The following is a 23562-nucleotide window of genomic DNA, read 5'->3' on the forward strand; positions in this document are numbered from 1 at the left end:
GTTGTCTCATTGGGCGGCCGGATAGAAGGCCTCGACCAGGCCGTTCAAGGCCGTTGGGAGGCGCGGGCCTAGGCCACCGACCAGCAAGGTCGGGTCCAGGGAAACCAGGCGTTTGTCACGCGCTGCACGGGAGGCTGCCAGAGCTGGGTTTTCCTTGAGCAGCGCCTGTATGGCCTGCTCCCCCTCCAGGGCGCGGTCGGAAAACACCACCACGTCCGGGTCCAGGGCGGCGAGGGTCTCGACGGAGAAGTTCTTGTAGCCTTGGTGATCGGCCAGGTTGTGGGCACCGGCCTGGCGCAGCAGCCAATCGCCGGACGTCCCCTGGCCTGCGACCAGGGGCTTGGCGCCGGCATGGCCGACCAACAACAGGACTCCCGGAACTTTCCCGCTGGCCTGGGCCCGCTTGACCTTCGCCTGCACGGCCTTCAGTTGCTGGTGATAACCGGCGCTCAGCTCGGCGGCCTTCTGCTCGGCACCAAGCAGGCTGCCCAATTGCTTGAGGTTGCCGTCCACGGCGCCCAGTTCGGCTTTGCTGGAAAACAGCTCGACCCGCACACCCGCCTTACGGATCTGTGCCAGCACAGGGGGTGGCCCCATTTCCTCGGTACCGACCAGCACGTCTGGTCGCAGGCTGAGGATGCCTTCGGCAGACAGCTGGCGTTGGTAGCCGATGCTGGGCAGCGCCTTGAGCGATGCCGGGTGCTGGCTGGTGGTATCGACCCCGACCAACCGCGGCTCGCCCCCCAAGGCGCTGATCCATTCACTCAACGCACCACCGGCACTGACCCAGCGCTGCGGCAGCTCTGCGCTCCAGGCCTGGGTGGACAGAAAGGCCCCCACAAACAGGGCGATCAGGGCAGCAGGACGACGCATCATCGTATTCCTTTGCAGAGGGGGGCCACACGCTTGTCGCAGGCGGCGGAACTGCGCACCATAGACAGCCGGACGCAGCGCGTGCGGGCAATTTGATAATTATTCGCATTGAAGCGTCAAGCCATCCCTTTGTTACACGAGTCGTCTGCATCGATGCATTTTCTCTGCGCTTCAACCGACCTGGCCGAAGGTGCCAGCCGCGCTTTCAGCGTAGCCGGCGAGCACCTGTTCGGTGTGCGCCGCCAGGGCCGGGTCTATCTCTACCGCAATCGCTGCCCGCACCGCGGCATCCCCTTGAACTGGGATGTCGATGCCTTTCTCGACGACAGTGCCAGCCTGATCCATTGCGCCCACCATGGCGCATTGTTCCTGATCGAAAGTGGTGAATGCGTGGCCGGCCCTTGCGAAGGCGAGCAGCTGGACGCCCTGGATTGCCTGGAAGACAGCCAGGGCATCTGGGTCAAGGCGTGAGCAACACCGGCAATGGCCGGTCGATGACGATCTGCTCGGCATCCAGCCGGGTACCGTAGGCCAGCACTTCGACGCCATCTGCCACTGCAGCCCGCAAAGCCTGCGCGTAGGCCGCGTCGATCTCCTCGGCCGGGCGCACCGCCTCCACGCCGGTGAGGTTGACGCAGTACAGCTGCACCGCGCGAATACCTTGGCGCGCCAGCGCCGCCAGCTCGCGCAGATGCTTGGCGCCGCGCTGGGTCACCGCATCGGGAAAGGCGGCAATCGGCGTATCCGGGTAGCCCAGGGTAACGCTCTTGACCTCCACGTAGGCCGGCCCGTCCGGAAACTCCAGGCGAAAGTCCACCCGGCTGCCTTCCTCGCCATAGGCCACCTCGCGCTTGAGCGCGGTGAAGCCGGACAGCTCGGCGATCTGCCCACCGCGCAGGGCCTCCTCCACCAAGGCATTGGCCCGACCGGTGTTGACGCAGGCCAGGCGTCCCTGGGGCGTCTCGCTGATTTCCCAGGTGCCCGGCAGCTTGCGCTTGGGGTCATTGGAGCGGCTGAACCAGACCTGCCCGCCCTCGCGCATGCAATTGAGCATGGACCCGGTATTCGGGCAATGGATGGTCAGTTGTTCGCCACTGGCCAGTTCGATATCGGCCAGGAAGCGTTTGTAGCGGCGCAGCAGGCGCGCCTGTTCAAGTGCGGGAAAGAACAGCATCAGCCTTGCCAGCTCTTCAGGCCACGGGCGATGCGCTGCACCGCCTCCTCCAGGCGCGGCAGGCTTTGGGTGTAGGCGAACCGTACGTGGTGGCCGGCCTGGTGGCGGCCGAAGTCCAGGCCGGGGGTAAAGGCCAGGTGCTCGGTTTCCAGGAAATGCCGGCAGAACGCGAAGGCATCACCGCCGAAGACGCTGATATCGGCGTACAGGTAGAAGGCGCCCTGGGGCTCCACGGCAATGCCGAAGCCCAGCTCGCGCAGGGCCGGCAGCAGGTAGTCGCGTCGCCGGGCGAACTCGGCCCGGCGTTCCTCGAGGATGGCCAGGGTCGCAGGCTCGAAACACGCCAGCGCTGCGTGCTGGGCCATGCTGGGCGCACTGATGTAGAGATTCTGAGCGAGTTTTTCCAGGTCGCCCACGGCACTGGGAGGCGCTACCAGCCAACCGAGCCGCCAGCCCGTCATGCCGAAGTACTTGGAAAAACTGTTCAGGACAAACGCCTGGTCGTCCACTTCCAGCACGCTGGGCGCGTCCATGCCATAGGTCAGGCCGTGGTAGATCTCGTCCACCACCAGGTGCCCGTGGCGTTCACGGGTGGCCTTGGACAGGCTGGCCAGCTCGGCGCGGTCAAGGACCGTGCCAGTGGGGTTGGCCGGCGAGGCCACCAGCGCACCGACGGTGTCTTTGTCCCAGTAGCGCTCGACCAGGTCGGCAGTGAGTTGGTAGTTGACCTCCGGCCCTACCGGCACCAGCTGCGCCCCACCTTCGACCAGCCGCAGGAAGTGCCGGTTGCAGGGATAGCCAGGGTCGGCCAACAGCCAGTGCTTGCCCGGGTCGACCAGCAGGCTGCTGGCCAGCAGCAGTGCACCCGAACCGCCCGGGGTGACGAGGATGCGCTCCGGGTCCACACTCACGCCATAGCGCTGGGCATAGAAGCCGGCGATCGCCTCGCGCAGCGCCGGCAGGCCACGCGCCGCGGTGTAGCGGGTGTGGCCTGCGGCCAATGCCGCCTGGCCTGCAGCCACGATGGGTTCCGCTGTGGTGAAGTCCGGCTCGCCGATCTCCAGGTGGATGACATCATGGCCGGCCGCCTGCAGCTCATTGGCGCGCGCCAGCAAGGCCATGACGTGGAAGGGTTCGATGGCGCGACTGCGCGCACTGTGTGGCTGAGCCATGGGCCTTCTCTCAATTGGGTCTAAACTGGTGATTCTACCTCTGCGCGGCATCGAACGTGCGGCTTGCGTCGCTGTCAACACCTAGGATCGGGCGGGGTAGCGCACCCCCGATCTATCTGGTAAGTTCGGCGGCTCGCAGTCGCAGGGCCGGCGGGTGCCGGAGATGGAGCAGCCTGCGCATTGGATCAGATGAGTAAGAGGCGGTCTATTCATGTCCACCGTAGAAAAGCAAAAAGCCGGTCAGACCATGTACGGTGTCGAACCCTACGTCGAAACCAAGGGTGAAGAGTACATGGGCGAGCCCATGAAACAGCACTTCACCAAGCTCCTCAGTGCCTGGAAGCAGGAACTGATGACCAGCGTGGATCGCACCGTGGATCACATGAAGGACGAAGCGGCCAACTTCCCCGACCCGGCCGACCGCGCCAGCCAGGAAGAAGAATTCGCCCTGGAACTGCGTAACCGTGATCGCGAGCGCAAGCTGATCAAGAAGATCGACAAGACCCTCGACAAGATCAAGGAAGACGAATACGGCTGGTGCGATGCCTGCGGCGTCGAGATTGGCCTGCGTCGCCTGGAAGCCCGCCCGACCGCCGACCTGTGCTTCGACTGCAAGGAGCTGGCGGAGAAGAAGGAAAAGCAGGTCGGCAAGGCCTGACCTGATTCCCATCTGAACGGGGCGCTCGAGGCGCCCCGTTTCATTTATATAGCCTGTACCCCATGAACGACTCCCGCTACATCGGACGCTTCGCCCCTACGCCCAGTGGTTTTCTGCATTTCGGTTCCCTGGTCGCCGCCCTCGCCTCGTGGCTCGATGCACGCGCGGTGGGCGGCCGTTGGCTGCTGCGCATGGAAGACACCGACCCACCACGGGAAATGCCCGGCGCCCGCGATGCCATCCTGCAGACCCTGGAGCGCTACGGCTTGGAGTGGGATGGCGAGGTGGTATTCCAGAGCCAGCGGCACGACGCCTATGCCGCCGTGGTCGACCGCCTGTTCAATATGGGCCTGGCCTATGCCTGCACTTGCTCACGCAAGCAACTGGAGGAGTACAACGGCATCTACCCGGGCTTGTGCCGCAACGCCGGGCATGCCCGAGAGGGGGCCGCGATCCGCTTGCGGGTACCGGAGCTGATCTACCGCTTCACCGACCGGGTGCAAGGCGAGTTCCAGCAACACCTGGGCCGCGAGGTGGGCGATTTCGTCATCCAGCGCCGCGACGGGTTGTATGCGTACCAGTTGGCGGTGGTGCTGGACGATGCCTGGCAGGGTGTCACTGACATCGTGCGCGGCGCCGACCTGCTCGACAACACCCCACGCCAACTGTACCTGCAGGAGCTGCTGGGCTTCTCGCAGCCGCGTTACCTGCACATTCCGCTGATCGTGCAGCCGGATGGGCACAAGCTGGGCAAGTCATACCGCTCGCCGCCGCTCGAGGCCGACCAGGCAACACCTTTGCTGTTGCGGGCCTTGCGTGCGCTGGGGCAGGACACCGAGCCTGCCATGGCAAGTGCTGGCCCCGCCGAGGTGCTGGCTGTTGCCCGGCAACGCTGGCGGCCGGAGGCGATTGCACGGCAACTGAGCGTGCCTGAGGCTGACCTGCACTGATACAGCGGACACGATCGATGTAGGAGCGGCGTGCAGGCTGAAAAACAAAAGGCCAATAAATTCAAACTCTTGGCGAACCCTACCGATTCCCGCTAGCATCGCTCCAGCCATTTGCGCCAATAATAAGTCCAAGCCCGCAGCGCCCAATCAACGAGGCCAGCATGTACATCTATCGTTTGGTCCTGCTTCTGGTCGTGGGGATCTACCTCTTCTCCCCGGCCATCATGGACTGGTGGATCGAGCCGACCGGTGCCTGGTACCGCCCTTACCTGCTCTGGCTGATCCTCATCGTCGTCACCTTCATTCTGCAGAGCCAACGAGATGCCGATGAGCTTTAGCCTGACCCAGATGATCCTGATCAGCGCCGCCTACCTGCTGGTGCTGTTCGGCGTGGCCTGGATCAGCGAGCGCGGGCTGATCCCGCGCTCGATCATTCGCCACCCGCTGACCTACACCCTGTCTTTGGGCGTCTACGCCAGTGCCTGGGCCTTCTACGGTTCGGTAGGCCTCGCCTATCAGTACGGCTATGGCTTCCTGGCCTGCTACCTGGGGGTGTCCGGCGCCTTCCTGCTGGCCCCGGTGCTGCTCTACCCGATCCTGAAGATCACGCGCACCTACCAGCTCTCGTCACTGGCCGACCTGCTGGCGTTTCGCTTTCGCAGCACCTGGGCCGGCGCGCTGACCACCATCTTCATGTTGATCGGCGTGCTGCCGCTGCTGGCCTTGCAGATCCAGGCGGTCGCCGACTCGATCAGCATTCTCACCGGTGAGCCGGTCAAGGCACGGGTGGCCTTCGCCTTCTGCGCGCTGATCATTCTGTTCACTATCTTCTTCGGCTCGCGCCACATCGCCACCCGCGAGAAGCATGAAGGCCTGGTATTCGCCATTGCCTTCGAATCGGTGATCAAGCTCCTGGCCCTGGGCGGCATCGGCCTGTACGCGCTGTATGGAGTATTCGGCGGCCCGCACCAGCTGGAGGTCTGGCTGTTGCAGAACCAGACCGCCCTGGCCGCGCTGCACACCCCGCTGCAGGAAGGCCCCTGGCGGACCCTGCTGCTGGTGTTCTTCGCCTCGGCGATCGTCATGCCGCACATGTATCACATGGCCTTCACCGAGAACCTCAACCCGCGCTCGCTGGTCAGCGCCAGCTGGGGCCTGCCGCTATTCCTGCTGCTGATGAGCCTGGCCGTGCCGCTGGTACTCTGGGCAGGGCTGCGCCTGGGCGCGAGCACCAACCCCGAGTACTTCACCCTGGGCCTGGGCATCGCCGCCGACAACCCAGCGCTGGCGCTGCTCGCCTACGTGGGCGGGTTGTCGGCCGCCAGTGGCCTGATCATCGTCACCACCCTGGCGCTGTCCGGCATGGCGCTGAACCACCTGGTGCTGCCGCTCTACCAGCCGCCGGCCGAAGGCAACATCTACCGCTGGCTGAAGTGGACCCGTCGGGCCCTGATCGTGGCCATCATCACCGCAGGCTTCGTGTTCTACCTGACCCAGAACAACCATCAGAGCCTGGCCAACCTAGGCATCGTCGCCTTCGTCGCCACCTTGCAGTTCTTGCCTGGCGTGCTGTCGGTGCTGTACTGGCCGACCGCCAACCGGCGCGGCTTCATCGCCGGCTTGATGGCCGGTATCGCGGTGTGGATGGTGACCATGCTGCTGCCGCTGCTGGGCAACCTGCAGGGCTTCTATATTCCTTTGCTGGATATGATCTATGTGCTGGACGACACCAGCTGGCACATGGCCGCCATCGGTTCGCTGGCAGCGAACGTGCTGCTGTTCACCCTGATCTCGCTGTTCACCAACGCCAGCAGCGAAGAGGTCAGCGCCGCCGAGGCCTGTGCCGTCGACAACGTCCGCCGCCCGCAGCGTCGGGAGCTGCACGCCGCCTCGCCCCAGGAGTTCGCCACCCAGCTGGCCAAGCCGCTGGGCGCCAAGGCGGCGCAGAAGGAGGTGGAGCAGGCCCTGCGCGACCTCTACCTGCCCTTCGATGAACGCCGCCCCTACGCCTTGCGCCGCCTGCGCGACCGCATCGAGGCCAACCTGTCCGGCCTGATGGGGCCAAGCGTGGCCCAGGACATGGTCGAGACCTTCCTGCCGTACAAGTCGGGCAACGAGAACTACGTCACCGAAGACATCCACTTCATCGAGAGCCGCCTGGAAGACTACCACTCGCGCCTGACCGGCCTTGCCGCCGAGCTCGACGCCCTGCGTCGCTACCACCGCCAGACCCTGCAGGAGCTGCCGATGGGCGTCTGCTCCCTGGCCAAGGATCAGGAGATCCTGATGTGGAACAAGGCCATGGAGGAATTGACCGGTGTTGCCGCCAAGCATGTGGTCGGCTCGCGCCTGGTCACCGTCTCCGAGCCCTGGCGCGGGCTGCTGCAGAACTTCATCAATGTCCCGGACGAACATTTGCACAAGCAGCGCCTGGCCCTGGACGGCCAGACCCGCTGGCTGAACCTGCACAAGGCCGCCATCGCCGAGCCACTAGCACCGGGCAACAGCGGCTTGGTGCTGCTGGTCGAGGACCTCACCGAGACCCAGGCCCTGGAAGACAAGCTGGTGCATTCCGAGCGCCTGGCGAGCATCGGCCGCCTGGCCGCGGGTGTGGCCCACGAGATCGGCAACCCCATCACCGGCATCGCCTGCCTGGCGCAGAACCTGCGCGAAGAACGCGAAGGCGACGGCGAGATCATCGAGCTGTCCAGCCAGATCATCGAGCAGACCAAGCGCGTCTCGCGCATCGTGCAGTCGCTGATGAGCTTCGCCCATGCCGGCGGCAGCCACCAGAACAGCGAGGAGCCGGTATGCCTGGCCGAGGTGGCGCAGGATGCCATTGGTCTGCTGGCGTTGAACCGGCGCAATTTCGAAGTACAGTTCTTCAACCTTTGCGACCCGGACCACTGGGTAGAAGGTGACCCGCAACGCCTGGCCCAGGTGCTGATCAACCTGCTTTCCAACGCCCGCGACGCATCCCCGCCCGGCAGTGCCGTGCGTGTGCGCAGCGAGGTCAACGAGCACACCGTCGACCTGGTCGTCGAGGATGAAGGCAGCGGGATCCCGAAAAGCATCATGGACCGTCTGTTCGAACCCTTCTTCACCACCAAGGACCCGGGCGAAGGCACCGGACTTGGGCTTGCTCTGGTCTATTCCATCGTGGAAGAGCATTATGGGCAAATCACCATCGACAGCCCCGCCGATATCGAACGGCAGCGTGGCACCCGGATCCGCGTGACCCTGCCCCGGCATGTCGTAGCGACGTCCCCTGAAATTCGAGACCGTCGAGAGAATTGAATCAATGCCGCACATTCTGATCGTCGAAGACGAAACCATCATCCGCTCGGCCTTGCGTCGACTGCTCGAGCGGAACCAGTACCAGGTCAGCGAAGCCGGCTCGGTGCAGGAAGCCCAGGAACGCTTCAGCATTGCCACCTTCGACCTGATCGTCAGCGACTTGCGCCTGCCCGGCGCCCCGGGCACCGAGCTGATCAAGCTCGGCCAGGGCACGCCGGTGCTGATCATGACCAGCTACGCCAGCCTGCGTTCGGCGGTCGACTCCATGAAGATGGGCGCGGTGGACTACATCGCCAAGCCTTTCGACCATGACGAGATGCTCCAGGCCGTGGCGCGCATCCTGCGCGACCGGCAAAACGCCCCGGCACCTGCCGCGGCCGTCGGCGGCACCGAGCCGCGGGCCAACGGCAAGCCCGTCGTCTCCGACAAGGGCAGTCCTGCACCCGCAACCGGCGAGATCGGCATCATCGGCTCGTGCCCGCCCATGCAGGATATGTTCAGCAAAATCCGCAAAGTCGCGCCCACCGACTCCAATGTGCTGATCCAGGGTGAGTCCGGTACCGGCAAGGAGCTGGTCGCCCGAGCCCTGCACAACCTGTCGCGTCGGGCCAAGGCACCGATGATCTCGGTGAACTGCGCGGCCATTCCGGAAACCCTGATCGAGTCGGAACTGTTCGGCCACGAAAAGGGCGCCTTCACCGGCGCCAGCGCTGGCCGTGCGGGCCTTGTCGAAGCGGCCGACGGCGGCACCCTGTTCCTCGATGAAATCGGCGAATTGCCGCTAGAAGCCCAGGCCCGCCTGCTGCGCGTGCTGCAGGAGGGCGAGATCCGCCGGGTCGGCTCGGTGCAATCGCAGAAGGTCGACGTGCGCTTGATCGCCGCGACCCACCGGGACCTGAAGAACCTGGCCAAGGCCGGCCAGTTCCGCGAAGACCTTTATTACCGCCTGCATGTCATTGCGCTGAAGCTTCCGGCCCTGCGCGAACGCGGCAGCGACGTCAATGAAATCGCCGACGCCTTTCTGGCCCGGCAGAGCGCCCGTATCGGTCGTGACGACCTGCACTTCTCCACCGAAGCAGAGCAAGCCATCCGCCATTACAGTTGGCCGGGTAACGTGCGCGAGCTGGAAAACGCCGTGGAGCGCGCGGTGATTCTCAGCGAGAGCTCGGAAATTTCCGCAGATCTGCTGGGCATCGACATCGAGCTGAGCGGCCTGGAAGATGAAGAAGCCTTCGATATCGCGCCAGCCGCTTCGGGCGCCAGCGCCAACAACGCGAGCCATGAGCCGACCGAGGACCTCTCCCTGGAGGACTACTTCCAGCACTTCGTCCTCGAGCACCAGGACCATATGACCGAGACCGAACTGGCCCGCAAGCTCGGCGTAAGCCGCAAATGCCTGTGGGAGCGCCGCCAGCGCCTGGGCATTCCACGGCGCAAGAGCAACGCCACCAGCGATAACTGATCCTTCCTGGGCGGGAACACAGCTTCCCGCCTCTTTCTCTGCTCGTTCTCGATACCGCAATCGCGGGACGGCCCTGCTATCGCAATGGCATAGGCAAGGGCACCCTCACTGCGCCGAAATCTGTTACCCAACCTGCCCAGCCGTAACATCCACCGAGGCGTACGGTAACGAAATTTCCACATTTCCAGCCTTCCAGACGCTGCACACACCTCTCAAACCCCTGATTTTGCTGGCTTTTGAAAAGTTGGCACGGCACCTGCTATATCTTTGGTACAAGAACAATAACAAGCACTGCAATCCAGAATAAGAACAAGACGAAACGGCTCACGCACAATAAAAACAAGACGGCGGAGGCGCAGCTAACTGATTCTTTTGGAGAGGAGTTGTGTTTGGGGCTTGCCCCACAACCAGGCAGAGAACAATAAAAACTGCACTAAAAAGCAGCGCCTGAACTGGTTGGATCGATCGATCAGCATAACATCAGCGACCAAAGCAATCCGTTTGCTCTTCACCCCCGGGTTGGGGGTCGTCCACAAGCTTCGAGATTTGTGGGCAGGGCATTCAACAAAAACAAGAAGCCCGGCAGAAAAACAATAAGAGCACGCAACGACTTTCCTGGGGAGCTTCGGCTCCCCATGTCGTTTCTACCCCCCGCAGCGACACCCGGGCGTACCGCCTACACCATTCCCAGAGTAAATGCTAGAATCCCCGCCCATCATGCGGCCATTCTCCTATTCTTGGCCGAACATTCCTTCAAACAGTGCATCCCATGCTGAAGAAGCTGTTCCAGTCGTTCCGCCCTCCCCTTCGTGGCCAACACCACAGGCGCACCACGCCTGAAGTGATCAACAAAAGCCAGCACTCGCTGCAGCGCAGCCAGTTCAGCCGCCACGCGGTGAGCATCGTCGAGCGCCTGCAGGGCGCCGGCTACCAGGCCTATCTGGTCGGTGGCTGCGTGCGCGACCTGCTTTTGGGTATCACCCCCAAGGACTTCGATGTCGCCACCAGCGCCACCCCCGAACAAGTGCGCGCCGAGTTCCGCAATGCCCGGATCATCGGCCGGCGCTTCAAGCTGGTCCATGTGCACTTCGGCCGCGAGATCATCGAAGTCGCGACCTTCCGTGCCCACCATTCCGAAGAAGACCAAGGCGACAGCCACCGTTCGTCGCACAACGCCAGCGGGCGCATCCTGCGCGACAACGTATACGGCACGCTGGAGGACGACGCACAGCGTCGTGACTTCACCATCAATGCCCTGTACTACGACCCGGTCAGCGAGCGCGTCCTCGACTACGCCAATGGCGTGCATGACATTCGCAACCGTCTGCTGCGCCTGATCGGCGACCCGACCCAGCGCTATCAGGAAGACCCTGTGCGCATGCTGCGGGCCGTGCGTTTCGCCGCCAAGCTCGACTTCGGCATCGAGAAGCACACCGTGCAGCCGATTCGCGAACTGGCACCGCTGCTGCGCGAAATCCCGCCCGCGCGCCTGTTCGAGGAAAGCCTCAAGCTGTTCCTCTCTGGCCAGGGCGCTATCACCTTCGAAATGCTGGTCGACCTGCAACTGTTCGACCCACTGTTCCCAGCCAGCGCCCACGCGCTGGAAGAACGCCCGACCTACACCCATACCCTGATCAGCCAGGCCCTGGCCAACACGGACCTGCGCGTCAAGCAGGGCAAGCCGGTCACGCCGGCGTTTCTGTTCGCCGCCCTGCTCTGGCCGGCACTGCCCGGTCGCGTCCTGTACCTGCAAAGCCAGGGAGTACCGCCGATTCCGGCCATGAACGGCGCAGCCCACGACCTGATCGCCGAGCAATGCCAGCGCATCGCCATTCCCAAGCGCTTCACCCTGCCGATCCGCGAAATCTGGGACATGCAGGAACGCCTGCCACGCCGCAGCGGCAAGCGTGCCGACGTGATGCTCGACAACCCGCGCTTCCGCGCCGGCTACGACTTCCTGCTGTTGCGCGAAAGCGCCGGCGAGGAAACCGATGAGCTGGGCCAATGGTGGACCGACTACCAGGACGCCAACGACAGCGAGCGGCGCGAAATGATCCGTGAGCTGGGCAGCCGCGACGACGCCTCCGGTGCCGCCCCACGCAAGCGCAAGCGCAGTGGCAGCAAACGCAAGCGCAGTAATGACGAGGCCTGGGACTGAGCATGACGGTGCGCGCCTATATCGGCCTGGGCAGCAACCTCGATGCCCCCGCCGACCAACTGCGCAGCGCCCTGCAGGCTCTGGACCAGATCGCTGACACCCGCCTGGCCGCGGCCTCGGCGCTGTACACCAGCGACTCGCTGCTGCCCGGCCAGCCGCGCTACACCAACGCGGTAGCGGCCCTCGACACCGGCCTCGCGCCGCTGGACCTGCTCGATGCCCTGCAAGGCATCGAGAACGACCAGGGCCGGGTACGCAAGGAGCGCTGGGGCCCGCGCACCCTCGACCTGGATATCCTGTTGTTCGGCGAAGAAGTGATCGACGTGCCGCGCCTGAAAGTGCCGCACTATCACATGCAAGCCCGTCCGTTCGTGCTCTACCCGTTGGCCGAACTGGTGCCCGCCGACTTTCGCCTTGCCGACGGCCGCAGCTTGGCGCAACTGCTCGAAGCCTGCCCCTTCGTGGGCCTGGAACGCCTGTAAATCGGGCGTTCCGGCCATCGGTAACGCCAGTAACACCCTGATCGTAACAATGCGGTAACAGGGTGATTGACTTCCCCCCCCTCGCTCACGACTATAGGCGTCCCGTGGCACCAAAGTGCCGCCTCATTGACCGATTTAGGCTCGGACGGACCTGTGCCCAAACATCACGCGCGATGATGTGCCGCTCCGAAAGATGATTACACGCGTTGTACGCAGTCGTTTTTCACAGCGCCTGAACGAGGATTTCCTACATGCCTGAAGTAACCCTGACCACTCTGCACGGCCTCAAGGCCAAGGGTGAGAAAATCGCCATGCTGACCTGCTACGACGCGACCTTCGCCAAGGCCGCCAGCGAGGCCGGCGTGGAAATACTGTTGGTGGGTGACTCCCTGGGCATGGTCCTGCAGGGCCATGACAGCACCCTGCCGGTGACGACCGCCGAGATGGCCTACCACACCGCCTGTGTGAAGCGCGGCAACAGCGGGGCGCTGATCCTCGCCGACCTGCCCTTCATGGCCCACGCTACACCCGAACAGGCCTTCGCCAACTGCGCCACCCTGATGCAAGCCGGCGCCCACATGATCAAGCTCGAGGGTGCCGCCTGGCTGGCCGAAACCATCCGCCTGCTGGCCGAACGCGGCGTGCCTGTGTGCGCGCACATGGGCCTGACGCCACAGTCGGTCAATGTCCTGGGCGGTTACAAGGTTCAGGGCCGCCAGGAAGCCCAGGCGCGGCAGATGCGCGCCGACGCCATCGCCCTGGAACAAGCCGGCGCGGCCATGCTCCTGCTCGAATGCGTACCCAGCGAGCTGGCGGCGGAAATCACCCAGGCCGTGAGCATTCCGGTCATCGGCATCGGCGCCGGCAGCGCCACCGACGGGCAGGTGCTGGTACTGCACGACATGCTCGGCCTTTCCCTGAGCGGCCGCGTGCCGAAGTTCGTGAAGAACTTCATGACCGGCCAGCCGGACATCCACAGCGCCCTTGCCGCCTATGTCGCGGCGGTCAAGGACGTCAGCTTCCCAGGCAGCGAACACGGGTTCAGCGCATGAATACAGTCAAGACCGTCCGAGAACTGCGCGCCGCCGTGGCGCGCGCCCGCGGCGAAGGCAAGCGGATCGGCTTCGTGCCGACCATGGGCAACCTGCACAGCGGACATGCAGCCTTGGTAACCAAGGCGGCCCAACGCGCCGACTTCGTGGTCGCCAGCATCTTCGTCAACCCGCTGCAGTTTGGCGCCGGCGAAGACCTGGACAAGTACCCGCGTACCCTGGCAGCCGACCAGGAGCGCCTGCTCCAGGCCGGCTGCCACCTGCTATTCGCCCCGGGCGTGGAGGAGATGTACCCCGACGGCATGGCAGTACAGACCCGTGTCAGCGTGCCGCAACTGTCCGAAGGCCTGTGCGGCGCCAGCCGGCCCGGCCACTTCGAAGGCGTGGCCACGGTGGTCAGCAAGTTGTTCAACATGGTCCAGCCGGACCTCGCCGTGTTCGGCGAGAAGGACTATCAGCAACTGGCGGTGATCCGCGCAATGGTGCGTGACCTGAACATGCCGATCCAGATCATCGGCGAGCCTACCGTGCGTGCCGAAGACGGCCTGGCACTGTCGTCGCGCAACGGTTACCTGAGCCCAGAGCAACGTGCCGCCGCGCCTGCGCTGTACCGCACCTTGAGCGCCATGGCCGAGGCCATCCGCAGGGGCCAGCGTGATTTTCCCGCGTTGATCGCCGATGGCCAGGCTCAACTGGTGGCTGCCGGGTTCCGCCCGGACTACCTGGAAGTGCGCCATGCCCTGACTTTGCGCCCGGCAATGGTCGACGACCGTGATGTGGTGGTGCTGGCCGCCGCGTACATGGGCACGACGCGATTGATCGACAACCTGTACGTGCATCTGGACGAAAAAACCGCATAACGCCCGACATGTGGGAGCGGGCTTGCCCCGCGATTGGGCCCGCGCCCACATTAAGAGATCGTGCCCCGTAAAGGGGCGCACGGCGCCCCCCCCATTCCCCCCGCGCCACCAATGCCTATAATGATGGCCGGCCTGCAACTGGCAGCCACGGCCTGATGTCCAAGGCCAGACCACGCACCAAGGAAAGCATCCGCAATGGCGTATTACCGTACTCCCCACGATGTGACGGCGCTGCCCGCCTGGCAGGCGCTCCAGCAACACCGCGACGCCATGCAAGGTTTCAGCATGCGCGAAGCCTTCGCAGCCGACCCCAAGCGCTTCGACCAGTTTTCCCTCAGCAGTTGCGGCCTGTTCCTCGACTACTCGAAGAACTTGATCACCGAGCAGACCCGTGACCTGCTGGTGAACCTGGCCAATGAAGTGGGCCTGGCGGACGCGATCAAAGCGATGTTCAGCGGCGAAATCATCAACGCCTCCGAAGGTCGCCCGGTATTGCACACCGCCCTGCGCCGCCCGGTAGGCGACAAGCTCAGCGTCAATGGCGTCAACGTGATGCCCGAAGTGCACAAGGTGCTCAACCAGATCACCGAGCTGGTGGGCCGCATCCACGACGGCCTGTGGCGCGGCTACAGCGAAAAGCCGATCACCGACGTGGTGAACATCGGCATCGGCGGCTCGTTCCTGGGCCCGGAGCTGGTCTCCGAGGCGCTGCTGCCCTACGCCCAGCGCGGCGTGCGCTGCCATTACCTGGCGAACATCGACGGCAGCGAATTCCACGAGCTGTCGGCCAAGCTGCGCGCCGAGACCACCTTGTTCATCGTCTCGTCGAAGTCGTTCAACACCCTCGAAACCCTGAAGAACGCCACTGCCGCACGCACCTGGTACCTGGCCCAGGGCGGCTCCGAGGCCGAGCTCTACCGCCACTTCATCGCCGTATCGAGCAACAAGACCGCTGCCGTGGCCTTCGGTATCCGCGAAGAGAACATCTTCCCTATGTGGGACTGGGTGGGTGGGCGCTACTCGCTGTGGTCGGCCATCGGCCTGCCGATCGCCCTGGCCATCGGCACCGCCAACTTCAAGGAACTGCTGTCCGGTGCCTACACCATGGACCAGCACTTCCAGAACACCCCGTTCGAGAAGAACATGCCGGTGCTGCTGGCCTTGCTGGGCGTATGGTACGGCAACTTCTGGGGCGCCCAGAGCCACGCGATCCTGCCGTACGACCACTACCTGCGCAACATCACCAAGCATTTGCAGCAATTGGACATGGAGTCCAACGGCAAGAGCGTGTTGCAGGACGGCACCCCGGTGAAGACCGAAACCGGCCCGGTGATCTGGGGCGGTGTCGGCTGCAACGGCCAGCACGCCTACCACCAGTTGCTGCACCAGGGCACCCAGCTGATTCCCGCCGACTTCATCGTGCCGGTGGTGAGCTTCAACCCGGTGGCCGACCATCATCAATGGCTGTATGCCAACTGCCTGTCCCAGAGCCAGGCGCTGATGCTCGGCAAGACCCGCGCGGAAGCCGAAGCCGAGTTGCGGGCCAAGGGCCTGAACGAAGCGGACATCGAGAAGCTCGCACCGCACAAGGTGATCCCGGGCAACCGCCCGAGCAACACCCTGGTGGTCGAGCGCATCAGCCCACGTCGTCTCGGGGCGCTGGTGGCCATGTACGAACACAAGGTGTTCGTGCAGAGCGTCGTCTGGGGTATCAATGCCTTCGACCAGTGGGGCGTGGAATTGGGCAAGGAGCTGGGCAAGGGTGTATACCAGCGCCTGGTCGGCAGCCTGGAAGACAGCGCCGAGGATGGCTCCACCCAGGGCCTGATCAACTACTTCCGCGGCCGCCACCGCGGCTGAACCAACAGGCCCAATCGCCGGCAAGCCGGCTCCCACCCGCCCCGTGCAGACTCGCACCCGTGGGAGCCGGCTTGCCGGCGATTGGGCTACTGCTCCCCGGAACACCTTCGCGGGCTACACTGTCCAATCGAATAGCCGTTGCACCTCATCCTGCCGGCGATCATGTCATTGCCTTGCGTATCGGGATGTCGTGCAGTCCATCGCCCGACAAGAGCAGGACCACCCGCCATGTTCGATATCCGCGACTACCCCCAGGCCCTGGCCGTCAGCCAGTCCGCACGCCTTTCCCCCGACGAGTACCGCCGCCTCTACCGTCAGTCGGTCGAAGACCCCGACAGTTTCTGGGCCGAGCAGGCCAAACGCCTGGACTGGATCAAGCCCTGGCGCCAGGTGCAGCAATGCGACCTGAGTACCGGCGCGGCGCGCTGGTTCGACGGTGGCCAGCTCAACGTCAGCTACAACTGCATCGACCGCCACCTGGCCACCCGAGGCGACCAGACCGCGCTGCTCTGGGAAGGTGACGATCCCAAGGACGCCAAGGCGATCAGTTACCGCGAACTGCACCGCCAGGTCTGCCGGCTGGCCAATACCCTCAAGGCCCGGGGCGTGAAGAAAGGCGACCGGGTGTGCATCTACATGCCCATGATCCCTGAGGCGGCCTATGCCATGCTCGCCTGCGCACGCATCGGCGCCATTCATTCGGTGGTGTTCGGCGGCTTTTCGCCCGATGCCCTGCGTGACCGCATCCTCGATGCCGACTGCCGCACGGTGATCACCGCCGACGAGGGCGTGCGCGGCGGCAAACGCATCCCGCTGAAGCAGAACGTCGACAAGGCCCTGGCAAGCTGCCCCAATGTGACCAGCGTGCTGGTGGTACGCCGCACCCGGGCCGACGTCGCCTGGAGCGAAGGTCGCGATCTGTGGTACCACGACGCGACGGAACAGGCCGGTGACGACTGCGCACCCGAGCCCATGGACGCGGAAGACCCGCTGTTCATCCTCTATACCTCCGGCAGCACCGGCAAGCCCAAGGGCGTGCTGCACACCACCGCCGGCTACCTGCTGCAGGCCGCCCTCACCTTCGAGGTGGTGTTCGATTATCGTGACGGCGAGGTGTTCTGGTGCACTGCCGATGTCGGCTGGGTCACCGGACACAGCTATATCGTCTACGGCCCTCTGGCCAACGGCGCGATCTCGCTGATGTTCGAAGGCGTGCCCAACCACCCGGACAGCTCGCGCTTCTGGCAGGTGGTGGACAAGCATCAGGTGAATATTTTCTATACCGCCCCCACGGCCTTGCGCGCCCTGATGCGCGAAGGCGAGGCGCCGCTGCAGGGCACGTCGCGACAAAGCCTGCGCCTGCTGGGCAGCGTGGGCGAGCCGATCAACCCGGAAGCCTGGGAGTGGTACTTCGAAGCAGTCGGGCAGAAGCGCTGCCCCATTGTCGATACCTGGTGGCAGACCGAGACCGGCGGCATCATGCTCACCCCGTTGCCCGGCAATACGCACCTCAAGCCAGGCTGTGCCACCCAGCCGATGTTCGGCGTGCAGCCGGTGCTGCTGGACGAGAAAGGCAAGCTGATCGATGGGCCAGGTGCCGGCCTGCTGGCAATAAAGGCCAGCTGGCCTGGGCAGATCCGCAGCGTCTATGGCGATCACCAGCGCATGGTCGATACCTATTTCAAACCCATGCCCGGCTACTACTTCACAGGTGACGGCGCCCGTCGCGATGCAGACGGTGACTACTGGATCACCGGACGCGTGGACGATGTGATCAATGTCTCCGGCCACCGCATCGGCACAGCCGAGGTGGAAAGCGCATTGGTGCTGCACGACAGCATCGCCGAGGCCGCCGTGGTGGGGTACCCTCACGACCTCAAGGGCCAAGGCATTTACGCCTTCATCACGCCCATGAACGGTGTTACCCCGGACGACGCGCTCAAGGCCGAGCTGCTCGCCCTGGTCAGCAAGGAGATCGGCAGTTTCGCCAAGCCGGAACTGATCCAGTGGGCCCCGGCCCTGCCCAAGACCCGCTCGGGCAAGATCATGCGGCGTATACTGCGCAAGATCGCCTGCAACGAGCTGGACAACCTGGGCGACACATCGACCCTGGCCGACCCAGGCGTGGTCCAGGGGCTGATCGACAAACGCCTCAACCAGTAAATGGCCGCCATGGCGGCCTGCAGGACCGCCATGGAAGCCCTACGTCGCCGTATCGAAACCCAGGTCATGAGCCTCACCGGGCTGGCCCTCGGCCAGCTCGACCTGGAGTCGCCCAAGGGTGACCCAGGGCTGTTCGGCCCGCAGAGCGTCAGTTGGCAGGTGCACGGCGACTTCCCCAGCATGCTGGTTGGCGGCATCAGTGCCCTGATGCTGCAATTGCTGCACCCCCTGGCGCTGGCCGGGGTGTGGGATCACTCCAACTTCCGTCACGACCTGCTCGGCCGCCTGCGCCGCACCAGCCAGTTCATTTCCGGCACCACCTTCGGCTCGACCCGCGACGCCCAATGGCTGATCGACAAGGTCCGCACCATTCACCTGCAGGTGGTCGGCACCGCGCCCGATGGCCGCCCTTATGCGGCCAGCGACCCGGACCTGCTGACCTGGGTGCATGTCGCCGAAGTCAGCAGCTTCCTCGCCGCCCACCTGCGCTACCGCAACCCCAACCTGCCACGCGCCGACCAGGATGCCTACTACGACGAGATCGCTCTCATCGCCGAACGCCTCGGTGCCCGGGAGGTGCCACGCTCCTGCCAGCAGGTCGAGCACTACCTGCAGCGCATGCGCCCGCAGCTCCAGTGCGATGCACGCAGCCATGAAGTGGTGAAGATCCTGCTCGACGCCCCCGCCCCCAGCCGCATGGCCGAGCCGGTGGGCAAGCTGATGCTCCACGCCGGCATCGACCTGCTGCCCGACTGGGGCCGCAGCCTGCTTGGCCTGCACCAAGGCCCGTTGCAGCAGCGCCTGATCCGCCTGGGCATCAAAGGCACCGCGCCCGTGCTGCGCTGGGCCATGCGCGACGGGTCCGCGCATCGCGCGCGGCGCCGCATGGGTATCGAGTAAGGTATTTTGGTCGCTTCGTCGGAACCGCTTTAACGTGCCATACTCCAAGGCACCTCGCTTCAGACAGATGACGCCTTACATGCCCAAAGGATTGACTCGCGCCCTCGGCGCCTTGCTGGCCATCGTTGCCTCTTACAGCCTGCTTGGCTTTCTCATTCTCCCCGGTGTCGGCCTGCGTATCGCCAACCAGCAACTGGCGCAATACGCCACGGTGCCGGCGCACTTGCAGCGCATCGAATTCAACCCCTTCAGCCTGGAGCTGACGCTCTGGGGCCTGCAGATCGGCGAGCCCGGCAAGGAACAGGTCGGCTTCGAACGCCTGTACGCCAACCTCTCGCTGGACAGCCTGTGGACCAAGGCCCTGCACCTGGATGCCGTGGAGCTGGACAAGCCACGCAACGAAGTGCTGTTCGCCAAGGACGGCAGCCTCAACCTGACCCAGCTGTTCAAGCTCCCGGCCAGCGAGCCCAAGCCTGACGAGCCGCCCAGCGATCCCTTCCCGCTGCGTATCGGCAGCATCAAGCTCAGCGAAGGCTACCTGCATTTCCAAGACCTGCGCCCCAGCGAGCCCATCGAGTTCCTCTACGACTCCATGAACCTGGAGCTGAAGAACCTCAGCACCTTGCCCGACGACAACGCCGACATGACCTTGGTGGCCAACGGCCCCAACGGCGGGCGCATCGACTGGAACGGTACCCTGAGCCTGGCCCCCATCGCCTCCGAAGGCACCCTCAAGGTCACCGAAGGCCGAATGAAGTCCTTCTGGCCCTACGTACGCGATGCCGTCCCGCTGGTGCTGGAGGATGGCGTGGTGAGCCTCGATACCCACTACAAGCTCAACCTCGCCAAGGAAACCGAGCTGCTGCTGGACAAGACCTCGCTGCGCATCGCACCGTTCGCCATCAAGGCCCCTGATGGCCGCCAACTGGCGCGCCTGGCCAGCCTGGATGTCAGCGAGACGTCCATCGACCTGGCCAGGCAGCAGGTAATCGTAGGCAAGGTCCGCAGCGAAAAGCTGGAGACCTGGGCCGCCTTGGAACAGGATGGCCAGCTCGACTGGCAGAAGCTGTTCGCCAGCCAGCCGGCCAAGGCCACCCCGAAGGAAAAGGCCGAGCCCGCCGCCGCCGAACCGAGCGACACGGAAAAGGCCGCCAAGGCGCCGAGCAAACCCTGGCAGGTGCTGCTCAAGGATGTACAACTGCGCAACTACCAGGTCCACCTGGCCGACCGCAGCCAGAAGGCGCCGGTTGCGCTGGATGTCGGCCCGCTCAACCTGGACCTGCAGAATTTCGACAGCCTCAACCAGTCGCCATTTACGCTCAAGCTGGACACCGGCGTGGGCAAACAAGGCAAGCTGCAGGCGGCAGGCCAGGTCAACCTGGCCCCGGTCACGGCCAAGCTCGACGTCAGCACCCGCGACATCGACCTGCGCGTGGCCCAGGCCTACATCAGCCCGTATATCCGCCTGGAACTGCGCAGCGGCATGCTTGCCAGCGACCTCAAGGTCGACCTCAAGAGCATCGAACCGTTGGCCTTCACCGTTGGCGGCAAGGCCCAGGTCAGCCAGCTGCATACCCTGGACACCATCAAGGACCGGGACTTCGTCAAATGGCAGCAACTGGACCTGAGCGGCCTGTCCTACGTTCATGGCGACGCCCTGTCGATCGACAAGGTGAGCCTGCTGCAGCCCTATGCACGCTTCATCATCAACGAAGACCGCACCACCAACGTCGACGACCTGCTGATCCCCCAACCGGCAGGCGCACCGGGCAGCGACCAGGCCAAACCGGCCAGTGCGAGCAATGAAAAGCCGCTGGGCATTCGTATCGGGCAGATCGACATCAACGATGGTTCGGCCAACTTCGCCGACCTGACCCTCACGCCCAACTTCGCCACGGCGGTGCAGCAGCTCAACGGCCAGATCGGCACCATCGACAACCGCAAGCCGGCACCGGCCAAAGTGGACGTCAAGGGCAAGGTCGACCGCTACGCCCCGGTCACCATCAAAGGGGCGCTCAACCCGTTCAATCCTCTGGCGAGCCTGGACATCGCCACCAGCTTCAAGCGGGTCGAGCTGACCACCCTGACGCCCTACTCCGGCAAGTTCGCGGGCTTCCGCATCCGCAAGGGCCGGCTCAACCTCGACCTGCACTACCTGATCACCAACGGCCAGCTCAAGGCCGAGAACAAGGTGGTGGTCGAACAGTTGCAGCTGGGCGAGAAGGTGGACAGCCCCGATGCCGTAGACCTGCCGATCCGCCTGGCGGTCGCGCTTCTGAAGGATACCGAGGGCAAGATCTCCATCGAGCTGCCGGTTTCAGGCGACCTGAACAACCCTCAGTTCAGTGTCATGCCGATTGTCTGGCAGACCCTGCGCAACCTGGTGCTGCGCGCGGCACAGGCGCCGTTCAAGTTCATCGGTGGGCTGATCGCCGGCGGCGGCTCGGAAGACCTTGGCACCGTAAAATTCGCGCCTGGCTCCAGCGAGCTCAGCGGCGATGCCCAGTCGGCCCTGGACAAGCTGGCAGCGGCCCTCAAGGAACGCCCGGAACTGCGCCTGGAAATCGAGGGTACCAGCGCCCAGAGCAGCGACGGCCCATTGATTGCCCAACAGCGCTTGGAGCGTGAATATCAGGCCACTTGGTACAAGATGCTCCAACGCCGCGGTGACAAGGTACCGGCCAATGCTTCGATGCTGGTGGTCGACGACAGCGACAAGCCAGCCATGCTCGAAGGCATCTACCGCAACCGCCTCAAACAGCAGCCCCCGGCCGAATGGAAAGAGCTCGGCCGCGAGGAACGTACCATCAAGCTGCGCGATGCGGTGATCAAGTCCTGGGCCGAAAGCGCAGCACTGCTGCGTACCCTCGGCCAGGAGCGCGCCAGCAGCATCAAGGACTACTTGGTGGACAAGGGCCAGCTGGAGGATGATCGGGTGTATTTCCTCGATACCACCCTGGGGCAGGCCGAGAGCGATGGGCAGGTCATTACGCCAATGCACCTGGATGCCGAGTAGGGACCAGCGGCATTTCTCGCCCAGAAGCGTGTCATTTTCGCGGGTAAACCCGCTCCCACAGGATTTTGCGCAACCCTGTGGGAGCGGGTTTACCCGCGAATCTCTTGGCAGTCCTTTTCCTTCAGACCAACCGCTGCCCGGATACCGCCGGGTGATACAGCGGCTGCACCTTGTTACCTGCCGGGTCGAGCACATGGAAGCTGCGCGCTCCATCGCCGTGGTCGAACGGGCGGTCCAGCAGGGTCACGCCATGGGCCTTGAAATAGGCGTACCAGGCATCGAGTTCTTCCACGCTATCGACGATGAACCCGTAGTGGTCCATGGTCTGTAACCCATTGGCCGCCCCTGCGGCACGGCCCAGGGACAGGTTATCGTTACCGCAAGTCAGGTACACCAGGTCTTCATGGGCGCGGTGCAGCACTTCCATGCCGAGCAGGTCGACGTAGAAACGCTCGCACTCCTCCAGATTCGGGACCAGCAGGGCCAGATGGCGCAAGCCATTCAGGCGGCCAGGACGGACGGGTAAATCGGACATGGACTCGGCTCCTATTATGTATACAATTTGAAGCCGAATTTAAAACAAAAGGATCGCCCTGTGTACAGTTTGTTCATCAAGACCCGTGTAAAACCCGGTAGCGCCGAAGCCTTTCTTTCGGCCATCAAGGTCAATGCCGCCGCTTCGGTGGCCAACGAGCCGGGCTGCCTGGTGTTCGATGTGTCCCAGGACCGTGTCGATCCCGAGGTGATCTATCTCTACGAGATCTACCGTGATGACGCAGCGTACGAAGCCCATACCCAGACGGCCCATTTCCGCGACAGCAGGCCGCTGGTCGAGCCGTTGATCCTTGAGCAGGAATGCTTCGAGAGCGATGTGATCGCCTTCAACCCGGTGCGCCTGGGCGGGGAGTGAGCGCAGCCGCTGCCCCCAGCTCTTGACGCAACACAAGGCCGCTCCTGCAGACAGAAGCGGCCTTGTGCGAAGGGGTGGCCAATTCCGTTTGGCCGACGGGACATGCCTTATTCGGCTTTCAGGCCATCAGCGGATACGGCCTGCACACCCTTGATCTTCTTGGTGATGGCGATCGCCTGCTCTTTCTGCGATTGGGTAATGGCTACGTCAGAAGACAGGGAGACCACGCCTTTGTTGGTCTCGACCTTGATGTCGCTGCCAGGGATGCCTTTCTCTGTCATCAGGTCGGCCTTCACTTTGGTGGTGATCCAAGTGTCTTTGGTTTCTTCCTTGGCCTTGGTCATTTCACCGGCCGCCAGCGTCATTGGCTGGGCGGGTTGCTGGGCGAATGCCGCATTAGCCATGGTCAGGGTCAAGGCGGTGGCAGTAGCGGCAGCAATGGCGAATTTCTTCATGTGAGTCACTCCTGTTGTTCGAAAGGCCTGCGCCGTCGTTCCTGGCAGCAGGTGTGAATACCATTGCACGCGCTGTGCCAGCTTTCCCAGATTAGCAACCCCTTTAAAATCAGCCAGTTA

At 64.1% G+C, this 23562-nt stretch carries 20 protein-coding genes; 15 read left to right on the forward strand and 5 right to left on the reverse strand.

Going from position 1 to position 23562, the window contains the following annotated elements:
- Positions 1-6: 6 nt before the first annotated feature.
- Complete coding sequence (locus ACNFCI_RS14825; RefSeq protein ID WP_368830260.1) at positions 7-876, reverse strand: hemin ABC transporter substrate-binding protein; 870 nt, start codon at positions 874-876, stop codon at positions 7-9.
- A 150-nt stretch (positions 877-1026) separates the two neighbouring features.
- Here ACNFCI_RS14825 and ACNFCI_RS14830 point away from each other — a divergent pair, with 150 nt between their 5' ends.
- Positions 1027-1344 carry a Rieske (2Fe-2S) protein gene (locus ACNFCI_RS14830; protein WP_084855456.1) on the forward strand — a complete coding sequence of 106 codons (318 nt, stop codon included), beginning with the start codon at positions 1027-1029 and terminating at the stop codon, positions 1342-1344.
- On the opposite strand, the gene sfsA is transcribed toward ACNFCI_RS14830, so the two are convergent.
- Positions 1334-2047 (reverse strand): DNA/RNA nuclease SfsA, encoded by a 714-nt coding sequence (gene sfsA, locus ACNFCI_RS14835; RefSeq protein WP_084855457.1) that lies wholly within the window; start codon positions 2045-2047, stop codon positions 1334-1336. The two genes, ACNFCI_RS14830 and sfsA, sit on opposite strands and share 11 nt — an antisense overlap.
- Entirely contained in the window at positions 2047-3219 is a 1173-nt protein-coding gene (locus ACNFCI_RS14840; protein WP_368830259.1) for a pyridoxal phosphate-dependent aminotransferase, read from the reverse strand. The genes sfsA and ACNFCI_RS14840 overlap by 1 nt, the downstream gene beginning before the upstream one ends.
- 211 nt (positions 3220-3430) lie before the next feature.
- On the opposite strand from ACNFCI_RS14840, the gene dksA reads away from it, so the two are divergent.
- The 13 genes from dksA to ACNFCI_RS14905 all read left to right on the forward strand — a co-directional run bounded on the left by dksA (position 3431) and on the right by ACNFCI_RS14905 (position 22077).
- Positions 3431-3877 (forward strand): RNA polymerase-binding protein DksA, encoded by a 447-nt coding sequence (gene dksA, locus ACNFCI_RS14845; protein WP_084855459.1) that lies wholly within the window; start codon positions 3431-3433, stop codon positions 3875-3877.
- Positions 3878-3939: 62 nt separating this feature from the next.
- The gene (gluQRS, locus tag ACNFCI_RS14850; RefSeq protein ID WP_084855460.1) at positions 3940-4827 is read left to right on the forward strand and encodes a tRNA glutamyl-Q(34) synthetase GluQRS; all 888 of its coding nucleotides are present in this window, start codon (positions 3940-3942) and stop codon (positions 4825-4827) included.
- A gap of 161 nt (positions 4828-4988) precedes the next feature.
- Positions 4989-5165, forward strand: coding sequence for a hypothetical protein (locus ACNFCI_RS14855; RefSeq protein WP_003250005.1), 177 nt, complete (start codon positions 4989-4991; stop codon positions 5163-5165).
- On the forward strand, positions 5149-8124 hold the full coding sequence (locus ACNFCI_RS14860) for a sensor histidine kinase (RefSeq protein WP_172402961.1): 2976 nt from the start codon (positions 5149-5151) through the stop codon (positions 8122-8124). Before ACNFCI_RS14855 ends, ACNFCI_RS14860 begins: the two co-directional genes overlap by 17 nt.
- 4 nt (positions 8125-8128) lie before the next feature.
- Positions 8129-9586, forward strand: coding sequence for a sigma-54-dependent transcriptional regulator (locus tag ACNFCI_RS14865; protein ID WP_324814819.1), 1458 nt, complete (start codon positions 8129-8131; stop codon positions 9584-9586).
- A 769-nt stretch (positions 9587-10355) separates the two neighbouring features.
- A complete protein-coding gene (locus ACNFCI_RS14870) occupies positions 10356-11744 on the forward strand; it encodes a polynucleotide adenylyltransferase PcnB (RefSeq protein ID WP_084855463.1) in 1389 nt (462 codons plus the stop codon).
- A 2-nt stretch (positions 11745-11746) separates the two neighbouring features.
- The gene (gene folK, locus ACNFCI_RS14875; protein WP_084855464.1) at positions 11747-12226 is read left to right on the forward strand and encodes a 2-amino-4-hydroxy-6-hydroxymethyldihydropteridine diphosphokinase; all 480 of its coding nucleotides are present in this window, start codon (positions 11747-11749) and stop codon (positions 12224-12226) included.
- A gap of 251 nt (positions 12227-12477) precedes the next feature.
- Complete coding sequence (gene panB, locus ACNFCI_RS14880) at positions 12478-13278, forward strand: 3-methyl-2-oxobutanoate hydroxymethyltransferase (protein WP_084855465.1); 801 nt, start codon at positions 12478-12480, stop codon at positions 13276-13278.
- Positions 13275-14138: a pantoate--beta-alanine ligase gene (gene panC / locus ACNFCI_RS14885; protein ID WP_084855466.1), complete on the forward strand. Its 864-nt coding sequence runs from the start codon at positions 13275-13277 to the stop codon at positions 14136-14138. The genes panB and panC overlap by 4 nt, the downstream gene beginning before the upstream one ends.
- A 195-nt stretch (positions 14139-14333) precedes the next feature.
- Positions 14334-15998, forward strand: a complete 1665-nt coding sequence (pgi, locus tag ACNFCI_RS14890; protein WP_224457892.1) for a glucose-6-phosphate isomerase — start codon at positions 14334-14336, stop codon at positions 15996-15998.
- A gap of 228 nt (positions 15999-16226) precedes the next feature.
- Positions 16227-18161 (forward strand): acetate--CoA ligase, encoded by a 1935-nt coding sequence (acs, locus tag ACNFCI_RS14895; RefSeq protein ID WP_368829987.1) that lies wholly within the window; start codon positions 16227-16229, stop codon positions 18159-18161.
- Between the two features lie 30 nt (positions 18162-18191).
- Positions 18192-19061: an oxygenase MpaB family protein gene (locus tag ACNFCI_RS14900; protein WP_084855571.1), complete on the forward strand. Its 870-nt coding sequence runs from the start codon at positions 18192-18194 to the stop codon at positions 19059-19061.
- Between the two features lie 79 nt (positions 19062-19140).
- Positions 19141-22077: a DUF748 domain-containing protein gene (locus ACNFCI_RS14905; RefSeq protein ID WP_368829986.1), complete on the forward strand. Its 2937-nt coding sequence runs from the start codon at positions 19141-19143 to the stop codon at positions 22075-22077.
- A gap of 121 nt (positions 22078-22198) precedes the next feature.
- Here ACNFCI_RS14905 and ACNFCI_RS14910 read toward each other — a convergent pair whose 3' ends face one another.
- Positions 22199-22612: a VOC family protein gene (locus ACNFCI_RS14910; protein ID WP_084855470.1), complete on the reverse strand. Its 414-nt coding sequence runs from the start codon at positions 22610-22612 to the stop codon at positions 22199-22201.
- Positions 22613-22672: 60 nt separating this feature from the next.
- Here ACNFCI_RS14910 and ACNFCI_RS14915 point away from each other — a divergent pair, with 60 nt between their 5' ends.
- Positions 22673-22987 (forward strand): putative quinol monooxygenase, encoded by a 315-nt coding sequence (locus tag ACNFCI_RS14915; protein WP_084855471.1) that lies wholly within the window; start codon positions 22673-22675, stop codon positions 22985-22987.
- Between the two features lie 107 nt (positions 22988-23094).
- On the opposite strand, the gene ACNFCI_RS14920 is transcribed toward ACNFCI_RS14915, so the two are convergent.
- Positions 23095-23442, reverse strand: a complete 348-nt coding sequence (locus ACNFCI_RS14920; RefSeq protein WP_084855472.1) for a BON domain-containing protein — start codon at positions 23440-23442, stop codon at positions 23095-23097.
- Positions 23443-23562: the final 120 nt, after the last annotated feature.

It is taken from the genome of Pseudomonas sp. NY15356 (assembly GCF_048068175.1).
Taxonomy (GTDB): Bacteria; Pseudomonadota; Gammaproteobacteria; order Pseudomonadales; family Pseudomonadaceae; genus Aquipseudomonas; species Aquipseudomonas putida_K.

Coding starts and splice junctions, on each gene's coding strand:
- panC (WP_084855466.1), top strand. CDS start 13,275: ATGAATACAGTCAAGACCGTCCGAGAACTGCGCGCCGCCGTGGCGCGC.
- ACNFCI_RS14855 (WP_003250005.1), top strand. CDS start 4,989: ATGTACATCTATCGTTTGGTCCTGCTTCTGGTCGTGGGGATCTACCTC.
- sfsA (WP_084855457.1), bottom strand. CDS start 2,047: ATGCTGTTCTTTCCCGCACTTGAACAGGCGCGCCTGCTGCGCCGCTAC.
- panB (WP_084855465.1), top strand. CDS start 12,478: ATGCCTGAAGTAACCCTGACCACTCTGCACGGCCTCAAGGCCAAGGGT.
- ACNFCI_RS14870 (WP_084855463.1), top strand. CDS start 10,356: ATGCTGAAGAAGCTGTTCCAGTCGTTCCGCCCTCCCCTTCGTGGCCAA.
- ACNFCI_RS14920 (WP_084855472.1), bottom strand. CDS start 23,442: ATGAAGAAATTCGCCATTGCTGCCGCTACTGCCACCGCCTTGACCCTG.
- ACNFCI_RS14825 (WP_368830260.1), bottom strand. CDS start 876: ATGATGCGTCGTCCTGCTGCCCTGATCGCCCTGTTTGTGGGGGCCTTT.
- ACNFCI_RS14910 (WP_084855470.1), bottom strand. CDS start 22,612: ATGTCCGATTTACCCGTCCGTCCTGGCCGCCTGAATGGCTTGCGCCAT.
- ACNFCI_RS14840 (WP_368830259.1), bottom strand. CDS start 3,219: ATGGCTCAGCCACACAGTGCGCGCAGTCGCGCCATCGAACCCTTCCAC.
- dksA (WP_084855459.1), top strand. CDS start 3,431: ATGTCCACCGTAGAAAAGCAAAAAGCCGGTCAGACCATGTACGGTGTC.
- ACNFCI_RS14830 (WP_084855456.1), top strand. CDS start 1,027: ATGCATTTTCTCTGCGCTTCAACCGACCTGGCCGAAGGTGCCAGCCGC.
- acs (WP_368829987.1), top strand. CDS start 16,227: ATGTTCGATATCCGCGACTACCCCCAGGCCCTGGCCGTCAGCCAGTCC.
- ACNFCI_RS14905 (WP_368829986.1), top strand. CDS start 19,141: ATGCCCAAAGGATTGACTCGCGCCCTCGGCGCCTTGCTGGCCATCGTT.
- ACNFCI_RS14865 (WP_324814819.1), top strand. CDS start 8,129: ATGCCGCACATTCTGATCGTCGAAGACGAAACCATCATCCGCTCGGCC.
- folK (WP_084855464.1), top strand. CDS start 11,747: ATGACGGTGCGCGCCTATATCGGCCTGGGCAGCAACCTCGATGCCCCC.
- ACNFCI_RS14900 (WP_084855571.1), top strand. CDS start 18,192: ATGGAAGCCCTACGTCGCCGTATCGAAACCCAGGTCATGAGCCTCACC.
- ACNFCI_RS14860 (WP_172402961.1), top strand. CDS start 5,149: ATGCCGATGAGCTTTAGCCTGACCCAGATGATCCTGATCAGCGCCGCC.
- gluQRS (WP_084855460.1), top strand. CDS start 3,940: ATGAACGACTCCCGCTACATCGGACGCTTCGCCCCTACGCCCAGTGGT.
- pgi (WP_224457892.1), top strand. CDS start 14,334: ATGGCGTATTACCGTACTCCCCACGATGTGACGGCGCTGCCCGCCTGG.